This window comes from Microbispora sp. H10670 (assembly GCF_014161385.1).
Taxonomy (GTDB): domain Bacteria; phylum Actinomycetota; class Actinomycetes; order Streptosporangiales; family Streptosporangiaceae; genus Microbispora; species Microbispora triticiradicis.
Genome location: NZ_JABBWW010000012.1, coordinates 12,503 through 29,709 on the forward strand (window position 1 = coordinate 12,503; position 17,207 = coordinate 29,709).

The window sequence follows — 17,207 nt, forward strand, 5'->3', positions numbered from 1 at the left end:
CCGCGGTCCCGCTCGTTCCGCCGCTCGTCACTACCGCACACCCCCTCGAAACCCATCCGTGCGGCTCAGGCGCCCGCCCACTTCCGGGCCAGTGATTCAATGCGGCCGATCTCCGGTCCCTCCAGGATGCGTTTCGAGACCCCCAGGGGGCTCGGGTTGGTGAAGAAATCGCTGACCGAGAAGTCGATCTCCAGGCGCTGGCACAGCAACGACACAATCCGTACGGCCTGTAAGGAATGACCGCCGAGCGTGAAGATATCAGCCGTCAATTCGTGGACCGGCGCCCCAAGGATCTCGGCGAATGCCGCCTGGACCACGCGCTCGACGGCCCCCAGACGGACCGCGGGGGGCTCTTCTCGAATGGGCGGAGCCGGAAGCGCCCTCCGGTCGACCTTGTTGTTCGCCGTCAACGGCAGGCGATCGAGCCTCACGAAGAAAGACGGAATCATGTATTCGGGAAGCGACTTCCCGAGATGGTCGCGTAGCGCCTCGACCGGCAGTTCGTCCATGCCGGTGTAGTAGGCCACCAGGCATCTGTCGTGGGGGCCTCGGTCGGCGACGGTCACGACGCACTCGCCGATGCCCGGCAGCCGCCGTAGCACTGCCTCCACCTCTCCGGGCTCCACTCGGTGGCCACGGATCTTGACTTGGTGATCCGCCCGCCCGGTGAACTCGAGCACTCCGTCGGCCCGGCGGCGTCCGAGGTCCCCCGTACGGTACATGCGACCACCCGGCCGGGCGGAGCGCGGGTCGGGCAGAAACCTCTCCGCCGTGCGACGGGCGTCGCCCGCGTACCCCCGCGCGATTCCCGCCCCGGCGATGACGATCTCGCCCGTCACGCCCTCCCCCACGTCGCGCAGCTCATCGTCGAGCAGGTCGACGCGCACGCCCTCGACGGCACGGCCGATAGGCGGCGCTCCCTCCCCCGCCTCGTACCGTGCGAGCGTGGCCGCGACCGCCGCCTCCGTCGGACCGTAAGAGTTGTAGAGCTCACGCCCCTGAGCCCAGGTCTCGGCCAGCTCCGCCGACGTGGGTTCCGCGGCGACGAGGATCGCCCTGACCGTGGGCAGTGGAGTGACCGGCAGAGCGCCGAGCACGGACGGCGGCATGGAGACGAACGTCACCTTCTGGCGCCGGATCAGGGCGATGAGCCCGGGCGGATCGAGCAGAGCCGCCGTCGGCGGAATGACGACGCAGGCACCCGCCGCGAGCGGCACGAAAAGCTCGAACACCGACCCGTCGAACCAGGGCCCCCCGGAACCGAGCACGCGGTCGGAAGGCGTCAGTCCCAGCGGGACAGTATGGGAGAGCGCGAGATTGACGACGGACGCGTGCTCGACCATGACGCCCTTCGGCGTGCCGGTGGAACCCGAGGTGTAGATCACATAAGCGAGGTCCCGCGGGAGCAGGCCAGTGTCGAGGCGCTCGCCGGGAACGACATCGACAGCCGGTATCCGGGTGCCCTCGATCGTCACCCTGGGCAGGCCCGCGGGCAACCCAGCCGAGTGCGCGGCCGTGGTGACGACCGCGCTGACGTCGGCGTCGGCAAGAATCCGTCCCCTTCGCTCGGGCGAGTCGCCGGGGTCGACCGGTACGTATGCGGCGCCGGCTTTCCAGATGCCCAGGATGGTGAACGGCACCTCGATTCCGCGGTCGAGACACACGCCGACCCTGTCCTCCGGACCGACGCCCAACCGTGCCCGCAGGTGCACGGCCAGCTCAGCTGCGAGCCCGTCAAGTTGCCGGAAGGTCAAGATCCCATCCGGGGCGCGGATCGCCTCGGCATGCGGCCGCAGGGCGGCCTGGCGTTCCACCAGGACGTGCGCGAGGCGCGGAGCCGCGACCGCGGCGTCATTCATCACTTGCTCCCGGAGTTCCACCGCACCTGCCTTCAGCGTCGGTTTCGGACGCTGAGCGGGCGCATGTCCGTCCACGCTTCCTCGATGTACGCGAGGCAACGCTCCTTGGATCCGCGTACGCCGACCTCACGCCATCCCGCCGGAGGGGCCGTACCCGTCTGCCAGATCGAATACTGCTCCTCGTGATTGACCACAACGGTGTACTCGGCGGTGTCCGGTACATCCGCGGCTGCGAATTCACTGTCGGTCATTGCTCTCCTGTTCGATCTCATCGATGACCGCCGGGGCGGCTCTTCGCACGCTCCAGTTCGACGAGCGCCCGTACAAAGCTCCCGAGTTCGGAGTACTCGAAGACCAGACTGATCGGCACTTCTATATCGAAGTCGCGATCCAACCTGTTGATGACCTGAGTGGCGGCCAGCGAGTGACCGCCTAGATCGAAGAAATCGTCATCAGGCTCGACCACGTCACGGTTGAGCACCTCCCGCCAGATGTCGCCGATCGCCCACTCCAGCTCGCTCATGGCGCCCGAGGCCACACCTGGCGCGCCGCCCGGACCAGATCCACCTCCGGGGAGCGCCTGGGAGGCCGCGCGTGACTCTGGGTGCCCGGAATCCGTGAGTGAACAGATACGTCCCTCTGCGGACCACCGGCAGTAGCGCTGCGTGGAATAGACGGTCTCGCCGTCGATCAGGGAGAACAGCGCCCGGATCCCCGGGTCGTCGACTACTTCGAACGTATCCGGACAGGCATTCGGGCGGAGTGACCCGGCAACGAAGAGCCGCCCGGGCACGCCTGCGGGCACTAGATGGTTCCGGCTGTCGAGGATCAGCGCGCGCGACCCGCCGAGCTCCAGGCCCGGGCACCCGAGGACGTCGTCCAACCCGTCCGCGTCCGGGCACCACCGCCTCAGTATCAGCGACTGCTCCGGTTCTGTGAGCATCTCCAGCTCACCGATGCCACGGTCCGGGGTGGTGACGGAGCTCGCCAGCAGCCGCGTGTAATGGTCGTGCATCCGGCGGATCCCGTCGGCGTCGAACAGTTCCGGGGCATAGTCCCAGCACGCCGTCAGCCAGCCGCCGTTCTTCACCACGCCGAGGATCAGGTCGACAGGCGCGGGACCGAAATCGGACTCGATCGCCTCCATTTGCAGCTCGCCGCGCCGGACGACCTCACGGTCCACATCCGCGTACTGCATCATCACGTCGAAGAACGGCTGGCGGCCGAGGCCGCGTGCCGGCCGTAGCTCCTTCACCACCCAGTCGTAGGGCACCTCCTGGTGCTCGTGGGCGTCGAACCAGACCTCACGCACCCGCCGGAGCATCTCGCGGAAGGTGGGCGCACCGGAGGCGTCGAACCGGAGAGCCACGGTGTTGGTGAACAAGCCGACGAGAGGCTCGAACTCCTGCCGGGTCCGGTTGTCCACAAGGGTGCCCGTGACGAAATCCTCCTGGCCGGAGTACCGATGAAGGAGGATCGCGTACACCGTGAGCAGTCCCGTGAACAGAGAGGCCCCATGCCTCCTCGTCAACGCCTCCAGCTCGGCGACCGTCGAGTGGTGCAGGGAACCGATGAATGTGTTGCCGGTGCGACGTGCCGGGCGTCTCGACGCCGGTGACAGATCCAGCGATCGCGGGGGGTGGGTCAGTCGCCGGCGCCAAAAATCGAGCTGGCGCTCCCCCGTCTCACCGGACATCGACTCGCGCTGCCAAGCGGCGTAGTCGCCGTACTGGATAGGCAGCTCCGGCAGGACACCCGCGAGGCGCGACCGTTCCCCGCTTCCCTGTTCCTCCGCGGCGAGGTAGAGCGTAGTGAGCTCGTTGTGAAGCACGCGCAGGGACCAGGCATCGCAGACAAGATGGTCGAAGAAGAGCACGAGCACATGATCATCATCGGCCAGGGGAACCAGATGAGCCGAGAAGAGTGGCCCGTTCTCCTGGTCGAACGGACGCTGCAACATCCCGCGGATCCAACACCGCAACGCGTCGTCCGAGACGTCGTCGAGCTCGACATGGTGCAAGGGGACAGCCGGCGGCCGAGGATGGATGTACTGGACGAGGGTGCCGGACTCATGCCCGAAGGTGGTGCGAAGAATCTCGTGCCGGTTCACCAGCTCCGTGAGCGCGTCCGCGAGAGCGCGTACGGAGAAGCGTCCCCGGAACCGCAGTCCTGTCTGGAAGTTGTACACGCTTGACACGTTGCCTTCGAATTTCTGCAGGAACCATTGGCGTTCCTGCGTCAGCGAGGCGGGGACGACATCGACCTCGTACACCGAGGCTCTGCCGAGGGGGAAACTCATGCGCCCTCCGGAGTGAACGCCACTGGCAGGCTGCTGTAGCCGAAGAGGAAGTTGGAGTGGATCTGCTTGGCGGGCCCGCGAGACTCCATCTCGTCCACATGCCTACGCAGTGCGTCGAGCAGTGCCGCGAGCTGAATGCGGGCCAGTGACGCGCCCACGCAGTAGTGCGGCCCGTACCCGAATCCGACATGCGGGTTGGGCCGACGGGCGATGTCGAATCGGCCGGGCTCCGCGAAGACGTCCTCGTCCTGGTTGGCCGAGGTGTTCCAGATGGTGACGATGTCGCCCGCGCGCACCCGCTGGCCGCCTATCCAGGCGTCGGCCGTGGCAGTGCGGGCGAAATGCATTGCGGGAGTACTCCAGCGCACCACTTCCTCCACCGCTTCGTCGAGGTTCACGTCTCCGTTCTTCAGCGCACGCCACTCGTCGGGGTGCTGGATGAACGCCAGCACGCCGGTGGTGGAGGTCAGCCGGCTTGACTCGTCTCCACCGACGATGAAGCTGTAACAGTTGAGGACAATCTCGTCGTCGGACAGCGGACCGTCATCCGACACGGCGTTGATCATGTAGCTGATGGCGTCGCCCTCAGCGGGGGCGCGACGGCGTGATGCGACCAGGTCCGCGAGAAAGCCCAGAATCTCTCCCCTGGCCGCCAGGGTCTCAGCCTGACTGAACTTTCCGGTGTCGGAGCTGAGCACTCTCTTGCTCCAGTGCAGCAGCCGCTCGGTGTCTTCGGCAGCCGGCACACCGAGCAGATCGCAGACCGTTCCTATGGGAATGCTCTCGGCCACATCCTTGGCGAAATCGAACGAGCCCCGTTCGACCATCTCGCTGATCCGAGCCCCGGTACGCTTACGGATCCGTTCGGCCAAGGGTCCTAGGACACCGGGTTTGAACAGATCCCGGATCATGCCGCGCAGACTCCGATGGCGTCCGCCGTCGGCAACCGTGACCATGGCGTTGCCGGCGGAGTCGCCGCGACTTTGCAGCAGAGTGGTCAGCATGTTGCCCTTGGCGGAGCTGAAACTCGTCCCCGCCCGGTAGACCGACACGATGTCCGCGTATCGCGACAGCACCCAGAAGCCGGGACAGGTGTCGCTTGCGGGATGCCAGTACACCGGCCTGTCGGCCCGGAACCGCCGCCACATGTCGTGCAGGTCCACCCCGACGAAGCTGCTGGGATCAGTGAGGTCGACGTCGTCGAGGTGGTCCACGACCCTCAACGCGGGCGTCTGCGGGTGACCGCACGGCCGAGCCTCGATGCTCACGGTCCGACTCCTCGTGCCCAACTCGGATGCGATTGCGTGCAGGCCGATCCTCCAGGTCGGACGCACAGACGGCGCACAGTGAGGGCACACCTGCCACCGGTCGGACTGCACACGAGGGCCCATGCGGTTTCTGTGCGGCCCATGTGCGGAGCCCTGGGCATCCTTGCCTCGATGGATGGGAGGCGAGGATGCCCGGCATGTGGCTTGAGGCCGGCTATCGGCAGAGCAGTTTCGACGGGGCCGTCGCGGAGATCGGCTTCGCGTATGACAACGTGCCCTTCTATCGAGCGCACCTCGACGCCGCGGGACTACGGCCCGGCGACATCCTTGGCCCCGACGACCTTCGTCGCGTCCCGCTGACGGAGAAGGCCGACTACCGGCGGAACTTCCCTCGCGGCGTCCTCGCGCGCGGCAAAACCCTGAGGACGCCGCTCACGCTGAAGAGCCAGAGCTCGGGCACCGGCGGTGAACGTCTCACCACGATCACCCACACCTACGACCTGGCCGCGCGGATGCGCACCACGCTCAGCGTCAACAAGCCGCTCCTGGAGGCTCTGTCGGGGTGCAGGCAACAGCGTCCGGCACGGTACGCCGCGCCGAACTGCTCCGACGTCGAATGCGCCACCCCGTTCACGACGATGCACGACCGGCTGTTGCCGGATGGGACGCTCGTTCTCCCGGTGTCTCACGACCTGCTCGCGACCCCGGACCAGCTTGTTCGGCAGGCGATCGACGAACTGGACGAGTTCCAGCCGCAGTGGTTCTACGCGGACGCCACTCACCTGGCTTTCCTCGTCCGCCGGTTCCGCGAGCGGAAACTACCGCCGCCTCCGGTGTCGGCGATCGCGCTCACCTACACGATGGTCACCCATGTGGCACGCCGCCAGCTCCGTGATTTCTTCGGCACCGGCATACCTTCGGCCGAAATCGTATCCATGACAGAGATGGGGTGGGTGGCGATGGAATGCCATTTGGGCAACATGCATATCAACAACAAGAGCTTCCATACCGAGTTCATGGTGGGCTCTCGCCCCGCGCGCTTCGGAGAGCGGGGTGAGCTGGTGATCACGAGTATCGGCGACAGACTGTTGCCGCACCTGCGTTACCGGACCGGTGACATCTACCGGCTCGGCCGGGGGCCCTGTGACTGCGGAAGCAGCTTTCCCCTCGCAAGGCTTGAGGGTCGGCGCCAGAACATGATCCCGATTCCGGGAGGCGGCGAACAGGAGAGCGTGAGCGCGCGCCAGGTCAACGACTGCGTGGGCGACGCCCCCGGGATCGACGTGTACCGGTTGCACCAGGCCGTAGACGGCTCTCTGCTCTTCCAGTACATCCCCAGCGCTCATCGCAGGAGCATGGAGGACGAAGTGACCGAGCGGCTGCGAGGGCTGTTGGGCACCGGCTCGAGGCTCATGGTCGAAGCGGTCGCCTATATCCCGTCCGAACGCTCCGGCAAGTTCGCCTCGTGCACGTCCGACCTCTCCTCGATCGTCGTCAACCCGGAAAACGGCGGCGGCGTGGGCGCGTTCGGCATGAGGAGCAGCCGGTGAGGCCCACGGCGATCACGAACGGCTCGGGCGTCCCGCCTGATCTCGCGGCGCTGACCCGGCCAGACTTTCCGTTGCTGCAGACGACGGTCGACGGCCACCGGATCGTCTATCTCGACAATGCGGCGACGAGTCTCACCCCTCGCCAGGTCCTCGATGAGATGAATCGCTTCTACGCCGCAGTCGGCGCGAACGTCCACCGCGGAAAGCATGTCCTGTCCGAGCAGGCGTCGGACGACTTCGAGAACGTGCGTACGCGAGTGGCGCAGTTCACCGGTTTCCGGGGAGACGAGGTCGTGTTCACCGCCAACACCACCGCCTCGATCAACGCCGTCGCCTCCGGGATGCCGCTGACTTCGGACGACCTCGTACTCGTGCCGTTCGACGGGCATCATTCGGCGATGCTGCCCTTTCGGCGCGCGGCCGAGGTGAGGTACATCCCGGTCGACGGCTCCGGCTTCGTCGACCTCGATCGGTACAGTGACCTGCTGCGGCTGGGACCCACCGTTGTCGTTCTCAATCACTGTTCCAATGTCACCGGTGTGTACGCTCCCATAGCCCAAATGGCCGAGATGGCGAAGGAAGCGGGAGCGGTCACGCTGCTCGACGCCGCCCAAAGCGCGGGCCACCGCCGAATACGGGACGACAACCTGGATTTCCTGGCGTTTTCCGCGCACAAAATGCTTGGGCCTACCGGAGTGGGGATCCTGTGTGGGCGCAGAGCGCAACTCGCCCGCCTCCGACCCCCGGCGCTCGGAGGCGGCGTCGTCGACTGGGTCGACAGTCAACGCTACGAACTGCGCAAACTGCCTCATTCGCTGGAAGCCGGCACACCCAACATAGCGGGTGTGTACGGTCTCGGCGCCGCCCTGGACTACCTGGACCGAATCGGATTCACCGACCTCGCAGACCACGACCGCGCCCTCGGCGACGCACTCGCCGCCGAGGCGCGCGATCGAGAGGACCTCCGTGTGCTCGGTCCGGTCGGGTCGGCCGACCGCGGAGCCATTCTCAGCTTCACGATTCGCCGTATCCACAATCTCAAGGAAATCGCCAAGATCCTCAGTGACGCGTACGGCGTGATGTGCCGGAGCGGTCACATGTGCGCACAGCCCTTCGTCGATGGATTCACCGACGACGAGGTGCTGCGGGTGTCGGGATACCTGTACAACGACCGCGAAGACGTCGCCGCCCTGTTCTCCGCCCTTGACGCCGTGATCGATTCGGTCCGCTAGGCGAGGACCGGCGACGCCACCATGCAGACCAGTGGGGAGAGCCCGTCTATGGACGAACCCGGTACCGTCGGGTCGGTCATCGACCTGCTAGAGGAGAGCGTACGCAGGAACCGGGACAAGCCAGCAGTCTTGTCGCGTCACGGGACGCTCCGCTACGGCCAGTTGTTCGAGCGCGCCGAAATCGCCGTCGGCCGCCTTCGCTCGCTTGGGGCGGGCCGGGGAAGGACTGTCGCGGTACTCGCGGCTCCCTCGGTCGAGGGCATCCTCGGCCTTGTGGCGGCTGTGCTTACGGGCTCCGCCTATCTGCCGCTGTGCCCGTCCCTGCCGATACGGCGGATCGAGGCCATGCTCGCCGATTCCGAAGCCTCAGTCCTGCTGCACTCCGGTCACGCTCCCCCTCTCTTCACCGCCGACGTACCGCGTCTGGTCACGATCCCGATCCATGTGGCCACCGCGCCCCCGCCTGCCGGGGCGTCCTCAGAGGGCATGCCCGTCAAGAGTCATCCCGAGGATCCGGTGTCCGTGATATACACCTCTGGCTCGACAGGCGATCCGAAGGGCGTCGTGGTGCCTCATCGGGCGTTGGCGAACCGAATCACCTGGGGACAGCAGACCTACCCTTTGCGGCCCGGCGACCGAGTGCTCCAGCACACTCGTTATATCTACGACTTCTCCGCCTGGGAGGTCTTCGCGGCGCTCGCCTACGGAGCGACTCTCGTCACCGGAGAGTTCCGCAACTACCCTGACTTCACCGAGTTGTCTTCGCTCATCGAGGACTTCACGGTGACGACGGCGCACTTCGTGCCCACGCTGCTGTCGGCGTTCGTCAACAGCGCGTCCTTCGGCCGATGCACCTCGCTGAGCACGATTTTCTGTGGCGGCGAAAGCCTGCCGAAGAGCCTCGCCGAAGAAGTCCGGCGACGTACGGGCGCCGTCATCTACAACCAGTACGGGCCGACCGAGACGTGCATCGACTCCACCTTCCACCTCTACTCGCCGGAGCCGGCAGGCACCGGCGTGGCGACCGAGGGCGTCGTTCCCATCGGCCGGGCCGTCGCTCGTACCCGGCTGCACCTACTTGACGGGAATCTCTGCCCTGTACCGGACGGTGTGCTCGGCGAACTGCACATCGCCGGCGCCGGCCTTGCGCACGGATACCTCGGCCGTCCGGGTCTGACCGCTGATCGCTTCATCCCCGACCCTTTCGGTGATCCGGGCACACGGATGTACCGGACAGGGGACCTTGTGCAGCGCGACGGCTCCGGCTCGCTCGTCTTCCGGGGACGCGCCGACCTGCAGATCAACCTGCGCGGCGTACGCGTGGAACTGGAGGAGGTCGAGGCCGTGCTGGCGGCCTGCCCGGGCATCGCCGCCGCGGTTGCCCTTCCACCCGCCGACGAGCACGGCGGACTGCGAGCTGTCGTCCTCCCCGTCACCGGCGTTGTCCCCGATCCTCTCAAGGTACGCGAGTTCGCCAGAGACCGCCTTCCAGCCGCCTTCGTCCCCAATCAGATATCCGTGGTCGCACGGCTGCCCCGGCTGGTGACCGGCAAAATCGACCGAGCGGGCGTACGTGAGCTGGCCGACCAGGCAAGACAGCCGTCGACGGCACCGGACAGAGACGACGAGAGTGGACGGACGCACGATCTGGCCCTTGTCACCCGGATGTGGCAGGAGCTGCTGGGAGTCTCCCGGATCGGCGCGGACGACGACTTCTTCGAACTAGGCGGGCACTCCCTGCTCGCAGTCGAACTCGTCAGCAGGGCAAACGAGACGCTGGGAGCCGACATCCCCTTGGCCGACTTCTTCGAGGAGCCCACCGTCGTCAATTTCGCGAGGCTGCTCGCCGCGGGAAGGAGTGAGCTCGCATGAGCGAGGGGCAGACCACAGCCACCCTGATCGCATTTCCGGCCGCCGGCGGCGGAGCCTGGATGTTCGCCCGGCTGCGCCGGGCGTTGCCGTCCCATGTCGAGCTTGTCGTTCCCGACCTTCCCGGCAGGGGCAGGCGCGCCGGGCCGGGACAAGCCGAGAGTTTCGCGGAGCTGGTCGGACAGTTGTGCGACGAGCTCGGTGAGCGCGTCGTCCGCCATCCCTACGTGGTGTTCGGATCGTGTTTCGGCAGTCTCCTCAGCTTCGAGCTGCTCCGCGAGATCCGCAGACGTCGGTTACCGCTGCCCCGGGCATTCATGGTCTCCGCGCGAGAACCGCCCGACACCGCTCCGAGCTACTCGAGGTACCTGTCCCGTGAAGACGGGGAGCTCCGCGACTACCTGCAACGCAACCATCCCGTCGACCGATCCGACAAGCCCGCGGCACAGCTCCAGGACCTGCTTATCGGCTACCTGCGCAGAGACGTCGCGATCGCCGCACCGTACCAGTACACGGCGGAGGAGCCTTTGCCTGTACCGATCTTCGCCTATCACGGCACCGACGACCCCGAAGTGCCCCCGGACGGGCTGGAGGAGTGGCGTACTCACACCACACAGGAATTCACCCTGCGACTGGTCCCGGGGGAGCGAGACTTCTACCTCTCCGATACCCGTCAGCTTCTCGCCGATCTGACCGAGGTGCTGTCGTGACGCCCCCGGATCGGTCTCTGCCGTTGTCGTCGGCGCAGGAGCGATTGTGGTTCTTCGACCGGATGCACCCGGGCAGTGTGGTCTACAACGTGCCGATCGTGTTCTGGCTGCGCGGAACCCTGGACACGACCGCGCTACAAGCCGCCCTGGACGAGGTGGTCGCCCGCCACGAAATCCTCCGCACCCGATTCACCACCGTCGAAGGCCGCCCAGTACAGACCATCGATCCCCATCCGAACCTGTCCTGGACCACGCACGACCTCACCACCACCCCCACCCCCACACACGACCCCACACACGACCCCCGCCAAACAGCACTCGCCCACGCCCACGACCTCGCCCGCATCCCCTTCGACCTGTCCACCGGGCCCCTCCTCCGCCCCTGCCTCCTACGCACCGGCCCCCACGAACACCTGATCGCCATCACCGTCCACCACATCGTCTTCGACGCCTGGTCGCTGGAAATCTTCACCCGCGAACTCGCACACGCCTACACCACCCACACCACCACCCCCGGCCGGCGCCCGACCCCCCTCCCCCCACTCCCCCTCCAATACGCCGACTACGCCGCCTGGCAACGCCAACAACTCACCGGCGGCCACCTCGACGACCACCTCGCCTACTGGCGCACCCACCTCACCGACGCACCACTCGCCCTCAACCTCCCCACCGACCACCCCCGCCCCCGCACCCGCACCCGAACCCACACCGGCGGCTACCAAACCATCACCCTCCCCCGCCACCTCACCACCGCACTACGCACCCTCTGCACCGACAACGGCGTCACCCCCTTCATGGCCACACTCGCCGTCTACGCCGCACTCCTCTCCCGCTACACCGGCCAAACCGACATCCTCATCGGCACCCCCATCGCCAACCGCCCCCACCCACACCTGCAACCCCTCATCGGATTCTTCGTCAACACACTGCCCATCCGCATCGACCTCACCGACGACCCCACCACCACCGAACTCCTCCAACACATCCGAACCACCACCATCAACGCCTACGCCCACCAAGACCTCCCCTTCGAACAACTCGTCCGCGACCTACGCCCCAAACGCGACCCCACCCGCCCCCCACTGACCGAGGTCCTCTTCTCGCTCTACCACGGCTCGGCGGATGCCGACACGTTCGCCGGGCTCGCTGTCGAACAGGTCGCGATGCATCCGGGCGCCGCGGAATTCGATCTCTCACTGATCCTCAGACAGTCGGGAGACGATGTGATAGGCCAGTTGGAATATCGCGCGGACCTCTTCGAGACGCAGACGGCACGGCGCATGCTGGCGCACTACGTCACTCTCGCCGAGTCAATGGCCGCCACCCCGCACGCCCGGCTCTCCCAGATGCGCCTGCTGACGGAGCGGGAACGGTATCAGCTCGTCACCGAGTGGAATCCGCCCTCTCCGGCGAGGCCCGCCGCCCTTGCCGACGCGTGCCTGCACGAACTGGTCGAGGCACAGGCCGATCTCACCCCCGAGTCGGTCGCGGTGTCCTTCGGCCGGAACTCCTTGACCTACCGTCAGCTCGACGACCACGCGAACCGGCTCGCATGGTGGCTGCGGGAGCAAGGCGTCGCACCAGGGGTACCGGTCGGAGTATGCCTCGAGCGATCCGTAGAGTTGTCGGCCGCGGTGATCGCCGTCCTCAAGGCCGGTGGCGCGTACGTGCCGATGGACCCCTCCCATCCACCCGAGCGCAACCGGGCGATCGCCGAGAACGCCGGCATTCAAGTGGTTCTCACTCAAGACCACCTCGCTGGAACGTTCACCGACTGCTCCCGGGTGTTCCGCACGGACCGGGACTGGCTCCAGCTCAGTCAGGACAGCCGGTTCCCCACACGCCGGCCGGAAAGGCTCAGCGCTCCCGATGACCTCGCCTACATCATCTACACATCCGGGTCCACGGGCGCGCCGAAGGGCGTGATGGTGCGGCATCGATCTGTCGTCAATCTGGTTCACGCGCTGATGACGGACCTCGGGATCACCTCAAAGGATCGGGTGCTCGCCGTCACCACCGTCTCGTTCGACGTCGCCGGGGCTGACTATTTCGTCCCGCTGTCCGCAGGCGCATCGGTGGTCATAGCAGCACGTGAGACGATCATCGACGGTACCGCCCTGGCAGCGCTGTTGCGCTCTTCCGATGTGACGATGATGCAGGCGACACCATCGCTTTGCCGGATGCTGCTCGACAGCGGCTGGCCGGGGGACCCGGCACTGCAACTGGTCTGCGGCGGCGAGGCGCTGTCGGCGGAGCTGGCCGATCGGCTGGTCATCCGGGCCGGTCGGCTCTGGAACGGCTACGGGCCGACCGAGAGCACGGTGTATTCGCTGACCGCCCTGGTCCAGCCGGGAGACACGGCCCCGGTGCCGATCGGCAGGCCGATCGCGAACACCAGGGTGTACGTGGTGGATCAGAGGCTGGACGTCGTGCCGGTCGGCGTACCCGGCGAACTGCTCATCGGCGGAGACGGCGTAGCGCTGGGGTATCTCGGGCTGCCGGGCCTCACCGCGGAACGGTTCATTCCCGATCCCTTCAGCGGCCGGCCCGGTGACCGGCTGTACCGCACGGGCGATGTCGTTCGCTACCGTCCCGACGGCGTGATCGACTTCCTCGGCCGGATCGACCACCAGGTGAAGATCCGCGGTTTCCGGATAGAGCCGGGCGAGATCGAATCCGCGCTCGCCAAGCAGCCGGGCGTCAAGGAGTGCGTGGTCGTGCTCGACGCGAGCAGCACCGGCGACGCGCGGCTCGTCGCCTACCTGACCGGGAACGGCGGACCGGACTCGAGCTTGAGGCTCCGCACGGCGCTGCGCGATCGGCTACCTGACTACATGGTGCCCGCGGCGTTCGTGTGGCTCGATGTCCTGCCTCTGAACGGGAACGGGAAAATCGACCGATCCGCGCTGCGACCTCCTGAGCACGACCGAAGCGCGCTCAACAATCCGTTCACACCTCCGCGAGACCCGTTCGAGCAGTTGCTCACCGAGTTGTACGGCGACATCCTCAGCCTGCCCCCGGCCGATGTCGGAATCCACGACGACTTCTTCACGCTCGGCGGCCACTCGCTTCTCGCGACTCGGCTTGCGTCGAGAGCTTCGTCCGTGCTGTCCGTCGATCTGACGCCCGCCGACATATTCGAGCGACCGACCGTGGCGGAGTTGGCGGAATTGGCCCGGAACGGACGGAACCGTCCACTACCCGCGGCGATCCATCCCGTGCCTCGGAATCGGTCTCTGCCGTTGTCGTCGGCGCAGGAGCGATTGTGGTTCTTCGACCGGATGCACCCGGGCAGTGTGGTCTACAACGTGCCGATCGTGTTCTGGCTGCGCGGAACCCTGGACACGACCGCGCTACAAGCCGCCCTGGACGAGGTGGTCGCCCGCCACGAAATCCTCCGCACCCGATTCACCACCGTCGAAGGCCGCCCAGTACAGACCATCGATCCCCATCCGAACCTGTCCTGGACCACGCACGACCTCACCACCACCCCCACCCCCACACACGACCCCACACACGACCCCCGCCAAACAGCACTCGACCACGCCCACGACCTCGCCCGCATCCCCTTCGACCTGTCCACCGGGCCCCTCCTCCGCCCCTGCCTCCTACGCACCGGCCCCCACGAACACCTGATCGCCATCACCGTCCACCACATCGTCTTCGACGCCTGGTCGCTGGAAATCTTCACCCGCGAACTCGCACACGCCTACACCACCCACACCACCACCCCCGGCCGGCGCCCGACCCCCCTCCCCCCACTCCCCCTCCAATACGCCGACTACGCCGCCTGGCAACGCCAACAACTCACCGGCGGCCACCTCGACGACCACCTCGCCTACTGGCGCACCCACCTCACCGACGCACCACTCGCCCTCAACCTCCCCACCGACCACCCCCGCCCCCGCACCCGCACCCGAACCCACACCGGCGGCTACCAAACCATCACCCTCCCCCGCCACCACACCACCGCACTACGCACCCTCTGCACCGACAACGGCGTCACCCCCTTCATGGCCACACTCGCCGTCTACGCCGCACTCCTCTCCCGCTACACCGGCCAAACCGACATCCTCATCGGCACCCCCATCGCCAACCGCCCCCACCCACACCTGCAACCCCTCATCGGATTCTTCGTCAACACACTGCCCATCCGCATCGACCTCACCGACGACCCCACCACCACCGAACTCCTCCAACACATCCGAACCACCACCATCAACGCCTACGCCCACCAAGACCTCCCCTTCGAACAACTCGTCCGCGACCTACGCCCCAAACGCGACCCCACCCGCCCCCCACTGGTTCAGGCGATGTTCGCGTTCGCGCACAGGCGCGGTCACGCGCTCGAGTTCCCCGTGCTCGTGGCCGAGCCGGTCGACCTCCCGCCTCGTCTCAGCCGGTTCGACCTGTCGCTGATGCTGGAGGAAGAGGGCAACCAGATCAGCGGAGGACTCCTCTACGACAGCAGCCTGTTCGAGGGCGTCACCATCCAGAGGGCATCGGACGATTACGTGGCGCTGGCAACCCTCATGGCGCGTAGACCGGATAGGCGTCTGTCCGAAGTGTTCCCGGACCTTGCCTCTGCGGAAGAAGGCTCCATCACATGATCGAGGAAACCGGAATCAACGCGGCTTCTGGCTTCGACGAGGAAGCCGACCTGTACGACATGATGCGATCACCGCAGAGCAAGATCGATGTCCCGTTCTTCCAGCAAGCCGTCAAACAGACAGGTGGCCCCGTTCTCGAACTCGCTTGTGGGACGGGACGAATATTGCTGCCGTGCGCCATGATCGCCAAGGAAGCGGTGGGCGTCGATTTGGCACCGAAAATGCTCGCCATCGCCCGCCGCCGAGCCGCTACGCATGGTTTCACGCCGGCGGCCGTCCAACTGGTCGAGGGCGACATCCGCAACGTGCGGCTCAACCGCGTCTTTCCACTGGTGCTCATGGGAGGTCAGCCGTTGTGCTTCCTGCCCACTGAGGACGACGTCCGGGACACGCTCGTCACCGTACGCGCGCACCTCGCCCCGGACGGCCGGTGGGTGGCCGCGGTGCCGGTCCCGCGATGGGACGAGCTGATCCTGCGGAGCTCCCGCCCCCCGGCCATCGCTGAGGGGCGCCATCCCCGCACCGGTCAACGGCTTGCGATCCATGACGAGACCGTCTGCGACGAGATCAGGCGCCTTGTCGTGCGCACCCGCATCATCGAGACACTCGACGACGAAGGCAAGGTGGTGCGCGTGCAGCGCATCACGCAACATCTCTACTTCCGAGACCCCTCCCGCCTGCGAGAGATGATCACCGATTCCGGGTTCCGCATCCTCGAGTTGTACGGAGGGTACGCGAGGAACCCGTTCACGGATCGGTCACCAGTGATGATCTGGATGGCCGGGCTAGCCCCGTGATCAGCACCGACCGGTCCCGGTTGCTGGTCGACGCCACGACCACGTCGCACCCAGAGCGCCCAGACCGGCGTCAACCGCTTCTCGGGTCACCGATCCTCCGCTCAGCGTCCTGAGGGGAGCCTATTCATGGAGGAATGATGGTTGAACCAACCACGACAGAAGCGAATCCCGGCCTCATGGAACGCTTTCAGGTTCCCGGTTCCTGGGAGTTCACTCCCGAGGTCGCCGAGGAATTCGATGACCATGTCCATGCCAGCGTGCCGTTCTACGATGACATCCAGCAACTCGTCTCCGGCCTTTCCGACTGGCTCGCGCCGCGGGGCTCAGTCATCGCCGATCTGGGCGCTTCCACCGGCACCACGGCCGAGCTGATCGCCAGTCGGCATCCGGAAAGAAAACTCACGTTCCATCTGTACGACTCCCAGACGAACATGCTCAACATCGCCCAGCGCAAGCTCAAGGGCGTCGACGCGATCATCCACTGTCACGCTACATCCATCGAGAACGGTCTGGCTCACAACGGTGCCAGCATGACGCTCGCGTTGTTCACCCTTCAATTCCTCGACCCCGTTGACCGGGCGACGGTCCTGCGCAGCGCCCGGGGCCGATCGCGGCCGCACGGCGCTCTCATCGTCGCCGAGAAACTCCGCCTGCTCGATCCCCGCTGGCAGGAGATAGCGATCAGCAGCTCACACGACTACAAATACGCACACGGACAGAACGCCGATGCCGTGCACGCGAAGGAACGCTCTCTGCGTGGCGTCCTCAATCCGCTCTCCGACCTCGAACAGCGACGTCTGCTCAATGACTGCGGCTGGCGCGGCGTGGAGACCTTGTTCCGCTGGCACCAGTGGGTGGTCTACGCGGCCTTCGCCAGCGACATCAGTGAGGGAAGGCCGCTTGGCGACCACAGTGAGACGCGGCGCTGCTGTGTTGACCGCTGACCGGTCCGCCGGTCGAGATGACGGAGCCCCGCCTCCCGGCCACACCCGTCGAATGGAGACCGCGTGACA

11 protein-coding genes are annotated in these 17,207 nt (G+C 66.4%); 7 read left to right on the forward strand and 4 right to left on the reverse strand.

The window, feature by feature from the left end; genetic code table 11:
- Window positions 1–65: 65 nt before the first annotated feature.
- From HHX33_RS18335 to HHX33_RS37275, 4 genes are read right to left on the reverse strand one after another with little or no spacing between them, the layout of a single operon-like run.
- Window positions 66–1,859 carry a non-ribosomal peptide synthetase gene (locus HHX33_RS18335; RefSeq protein WP_182875692.1) on the reverse strand — a complete coding sequence of 598 codons (1,794 nt, stop codon included), beginning with the start codon at window positions 1,857–1,859 and terminating at the stop codon, window positions 66–68.
- 32 nt (window positions 1,860–1,891) lie between these two features.
- Window positions 1,892–2,110 carry an MbtH family protein gene (locus HHX33_RS18340; RefSeq protein WP_182875693.1) on the reverse strand — a complete coding sequence of 73 codons (219 nt, stop codon included), beginning with the start codon at window positions 2,108–2,110 and terminating at the stop codon, window positions 1,892–1,894.
- 17 nt (window positions 2,111–2,127) lie between these two features.
- Complete coding sequence (locus HHX33_RS18345; protein ID WP_182875694.1) at window positions 2,128–4,158, reverse strand: condensation domain-containing protein; 2,031 nt, start codon at window positions 4,156–4,158, stop codon at window positions 2,128–2,130.
- Window positions 4,155–5,426 (reverse strand): cytochrome P450, encoded by a 1,272-nt coding sequence (locus HHX33_RS37275; RefSeq protein WP_220501940.1) that lies wholly within the window; start codon window positions 5,424–5,426, stop codon window positions 4,155–4,157. The genes HHX33_RS18345 and HHX33_RS37275 overlap by 4 nt, the downstream gene beginning before the upstream one ends.
- A 188-nt stretch (window positions 5,427–5,614) precedes the next feature.
- Here HHX33_RS37275 and HHX33_RS18355 point away from each other — a divergent pair, with 188 nt between their 5' ends.
- The 7 genes from HHX33_RS18355 to HHX33_RS18385 all read left to right on the forward strand — a co-directional run bounded on the left by HHX33_RS18355 (window position 5,615) and on the right by HHX33_RS18385 (window position 17,138).
- Window positions 5,615–6,976 (forward strand): phenylacetate--CoA ligase family protein, encoded by a 1,362-nt coding sequence (locus tag HHX33_RS18355; RefSeq protein ID WP_182875695.1) that lies wholly within the window; start codon window positions 5,615–5,617, stop codon window positions 6,974–6,976.
- Window positions 6,973–8,208 carry an aminotransferase class V-fold PLP-dependent enzyme gene (locus tag HHX33_RS18360; RefSeq protein ID WP_220501941.1) on the forward strand — a complete coding sequence of 412 codons (1,236 nt, stop codon included), beginning with the start codon at window positions 6,973–6,975 and terminating at the stop codon, window positions 8,206–8,208. Before HHX33_RS18355 ends, HHX33_RS18360 begins: the two co-directional genes overlap by 4 nt.
- Window positions 8,209–8,256: 48 nt before the next feature.
- On the forward strand, window positions 8,257–10,080 hold the full coding sequence (locus HHX33_RS18365) for a non-ribosomal peptide synthetase (protein ID WP_182875696.1): 1,824 nt from the start codon (window positions 8,257–8,259) through the stop codon (window positions 10,078–10,080).
- Window positions 10,077–10,787 (forward strand): thioesterase II family protein, encoded by a 711-nt coding sequence (locus HHX33_RS18370; RefSeq protein ID WP_182875697.1) that lies wholly within the window; start codon window positions 10,077–10,079, stop codon window positions 10,785–10,787. The genes HHX33_RS18365 and HHX33_RS18370 overlap by 4 nt, the downstream gene beginning before the upstream one ends.
- Window positions 10,784–15,397, forward strand: a complete 4,614-nt coding sequence (locus HHX33_RS18375; protein ID WP_182875698.1) for a non-ribosomal peptide synthetase — start codon at window positions 10,784–10,786, stop codon at window positions 15,395–15,397. Before HHX33_RS18370 ends, HHX33_RS18375 begins: the two co-directional genes overlap by 4 nt.
- The gene (locus tag HHX33_RS18380; protein ID WP_182875699.1) at window positions 15,394–16,194 is read left to right on the forward strand and encodes a class I SAM-dependent DNA methyltransferase; all 801 of its coding nucleotides are present in this window, start codon (window positions 15,394–15,396) and stop codon (window positions 16,192–16,194) included. Before HHX33_RS18375 ends, HHX33_RS18380 begins: the two co-directional genes overlap by 4 nt.
- Before the next feature lie 134 nt (window positions 16,195–16,328).
- Window positions 16,329–17,138 carry a methyltransferase domain-containing protein gene (locus HHX33_RS18385; RefSeq protein ID WP_182875700.1) on the forward strand — a complete coding sequence of 270 codons (810 nt, stop codon included), beginning with the start codon at window positions 16,329–16,331 and terminating at the stop codon, window positions 17,136–17,138.
- Window positions 17,139–17,207 lie beyond the last annotated feature (69 nt).

What these genes read in the sequence shown, in the direction of transcription:
- HHX33_RS18335 (WP_182875692.1), bottom strand. Translation starts at nt 1,859, where the DNA reads ATGAATGACGCCGCGGTCGCGGCTCCGCGCCTCGCGCACGTCCTGGTG.
- HHX33_RS18340 (WP_182875693.1), bottom strand. Translation starts at nt 2,110, where the DNA reads ATGACCGACAGTGAATTCGCAGCCGCGGATGTACCGGACACCGCCGAG.
- HHX33_RS18345 (WP_182875694.1), bottom strand. Translation starts at nt 4,158, where the DNA reads ATGAGTTTCCCCCTCGGCAGAGCCTCGGTGTACGAGGTCGATGTCGTC.
- HHX33_RS18355 (WP_182875695.1), top strand. Translation starts at nt 5,615, where the DNA reads ATGCCCGGCATGTGGCTTGAGGCCGGCTATCGGCAGAGCAGTTTCGAC.
- HHX33_RS18365 (WP_182875696.1), top strand. Translation starts at nt 8,257, where the DNA reads ATGGACGAACCCGGTACCGTCGGGTCGGTCATCGACCTGCTAGAGGAG.
- HHX33_RS18370 (WP_182875697.1), top strand. Translation starts at nt 10,077, where the DNA reads ATGAGCGAGGGGCAGACCACAGCCACCCTGATCGCATTTCCGGCCGCC.
- HHX33_RS18380 (WP_182875699.1), top strand. Translation starts at nt 15,394, where the DNA reads ATGATCGAGGAAACCGGAATCAACGCGGCTTCTGGCTTCGACGAGGAA.
- HHX33_RS18385 (WP_182875700.1), top strand. Translation starts at nt 16,329, where the DNA reads ATGATGGTTGAACCAACCACGACAGAAGCGAATCCCGGCCTCATGGAA.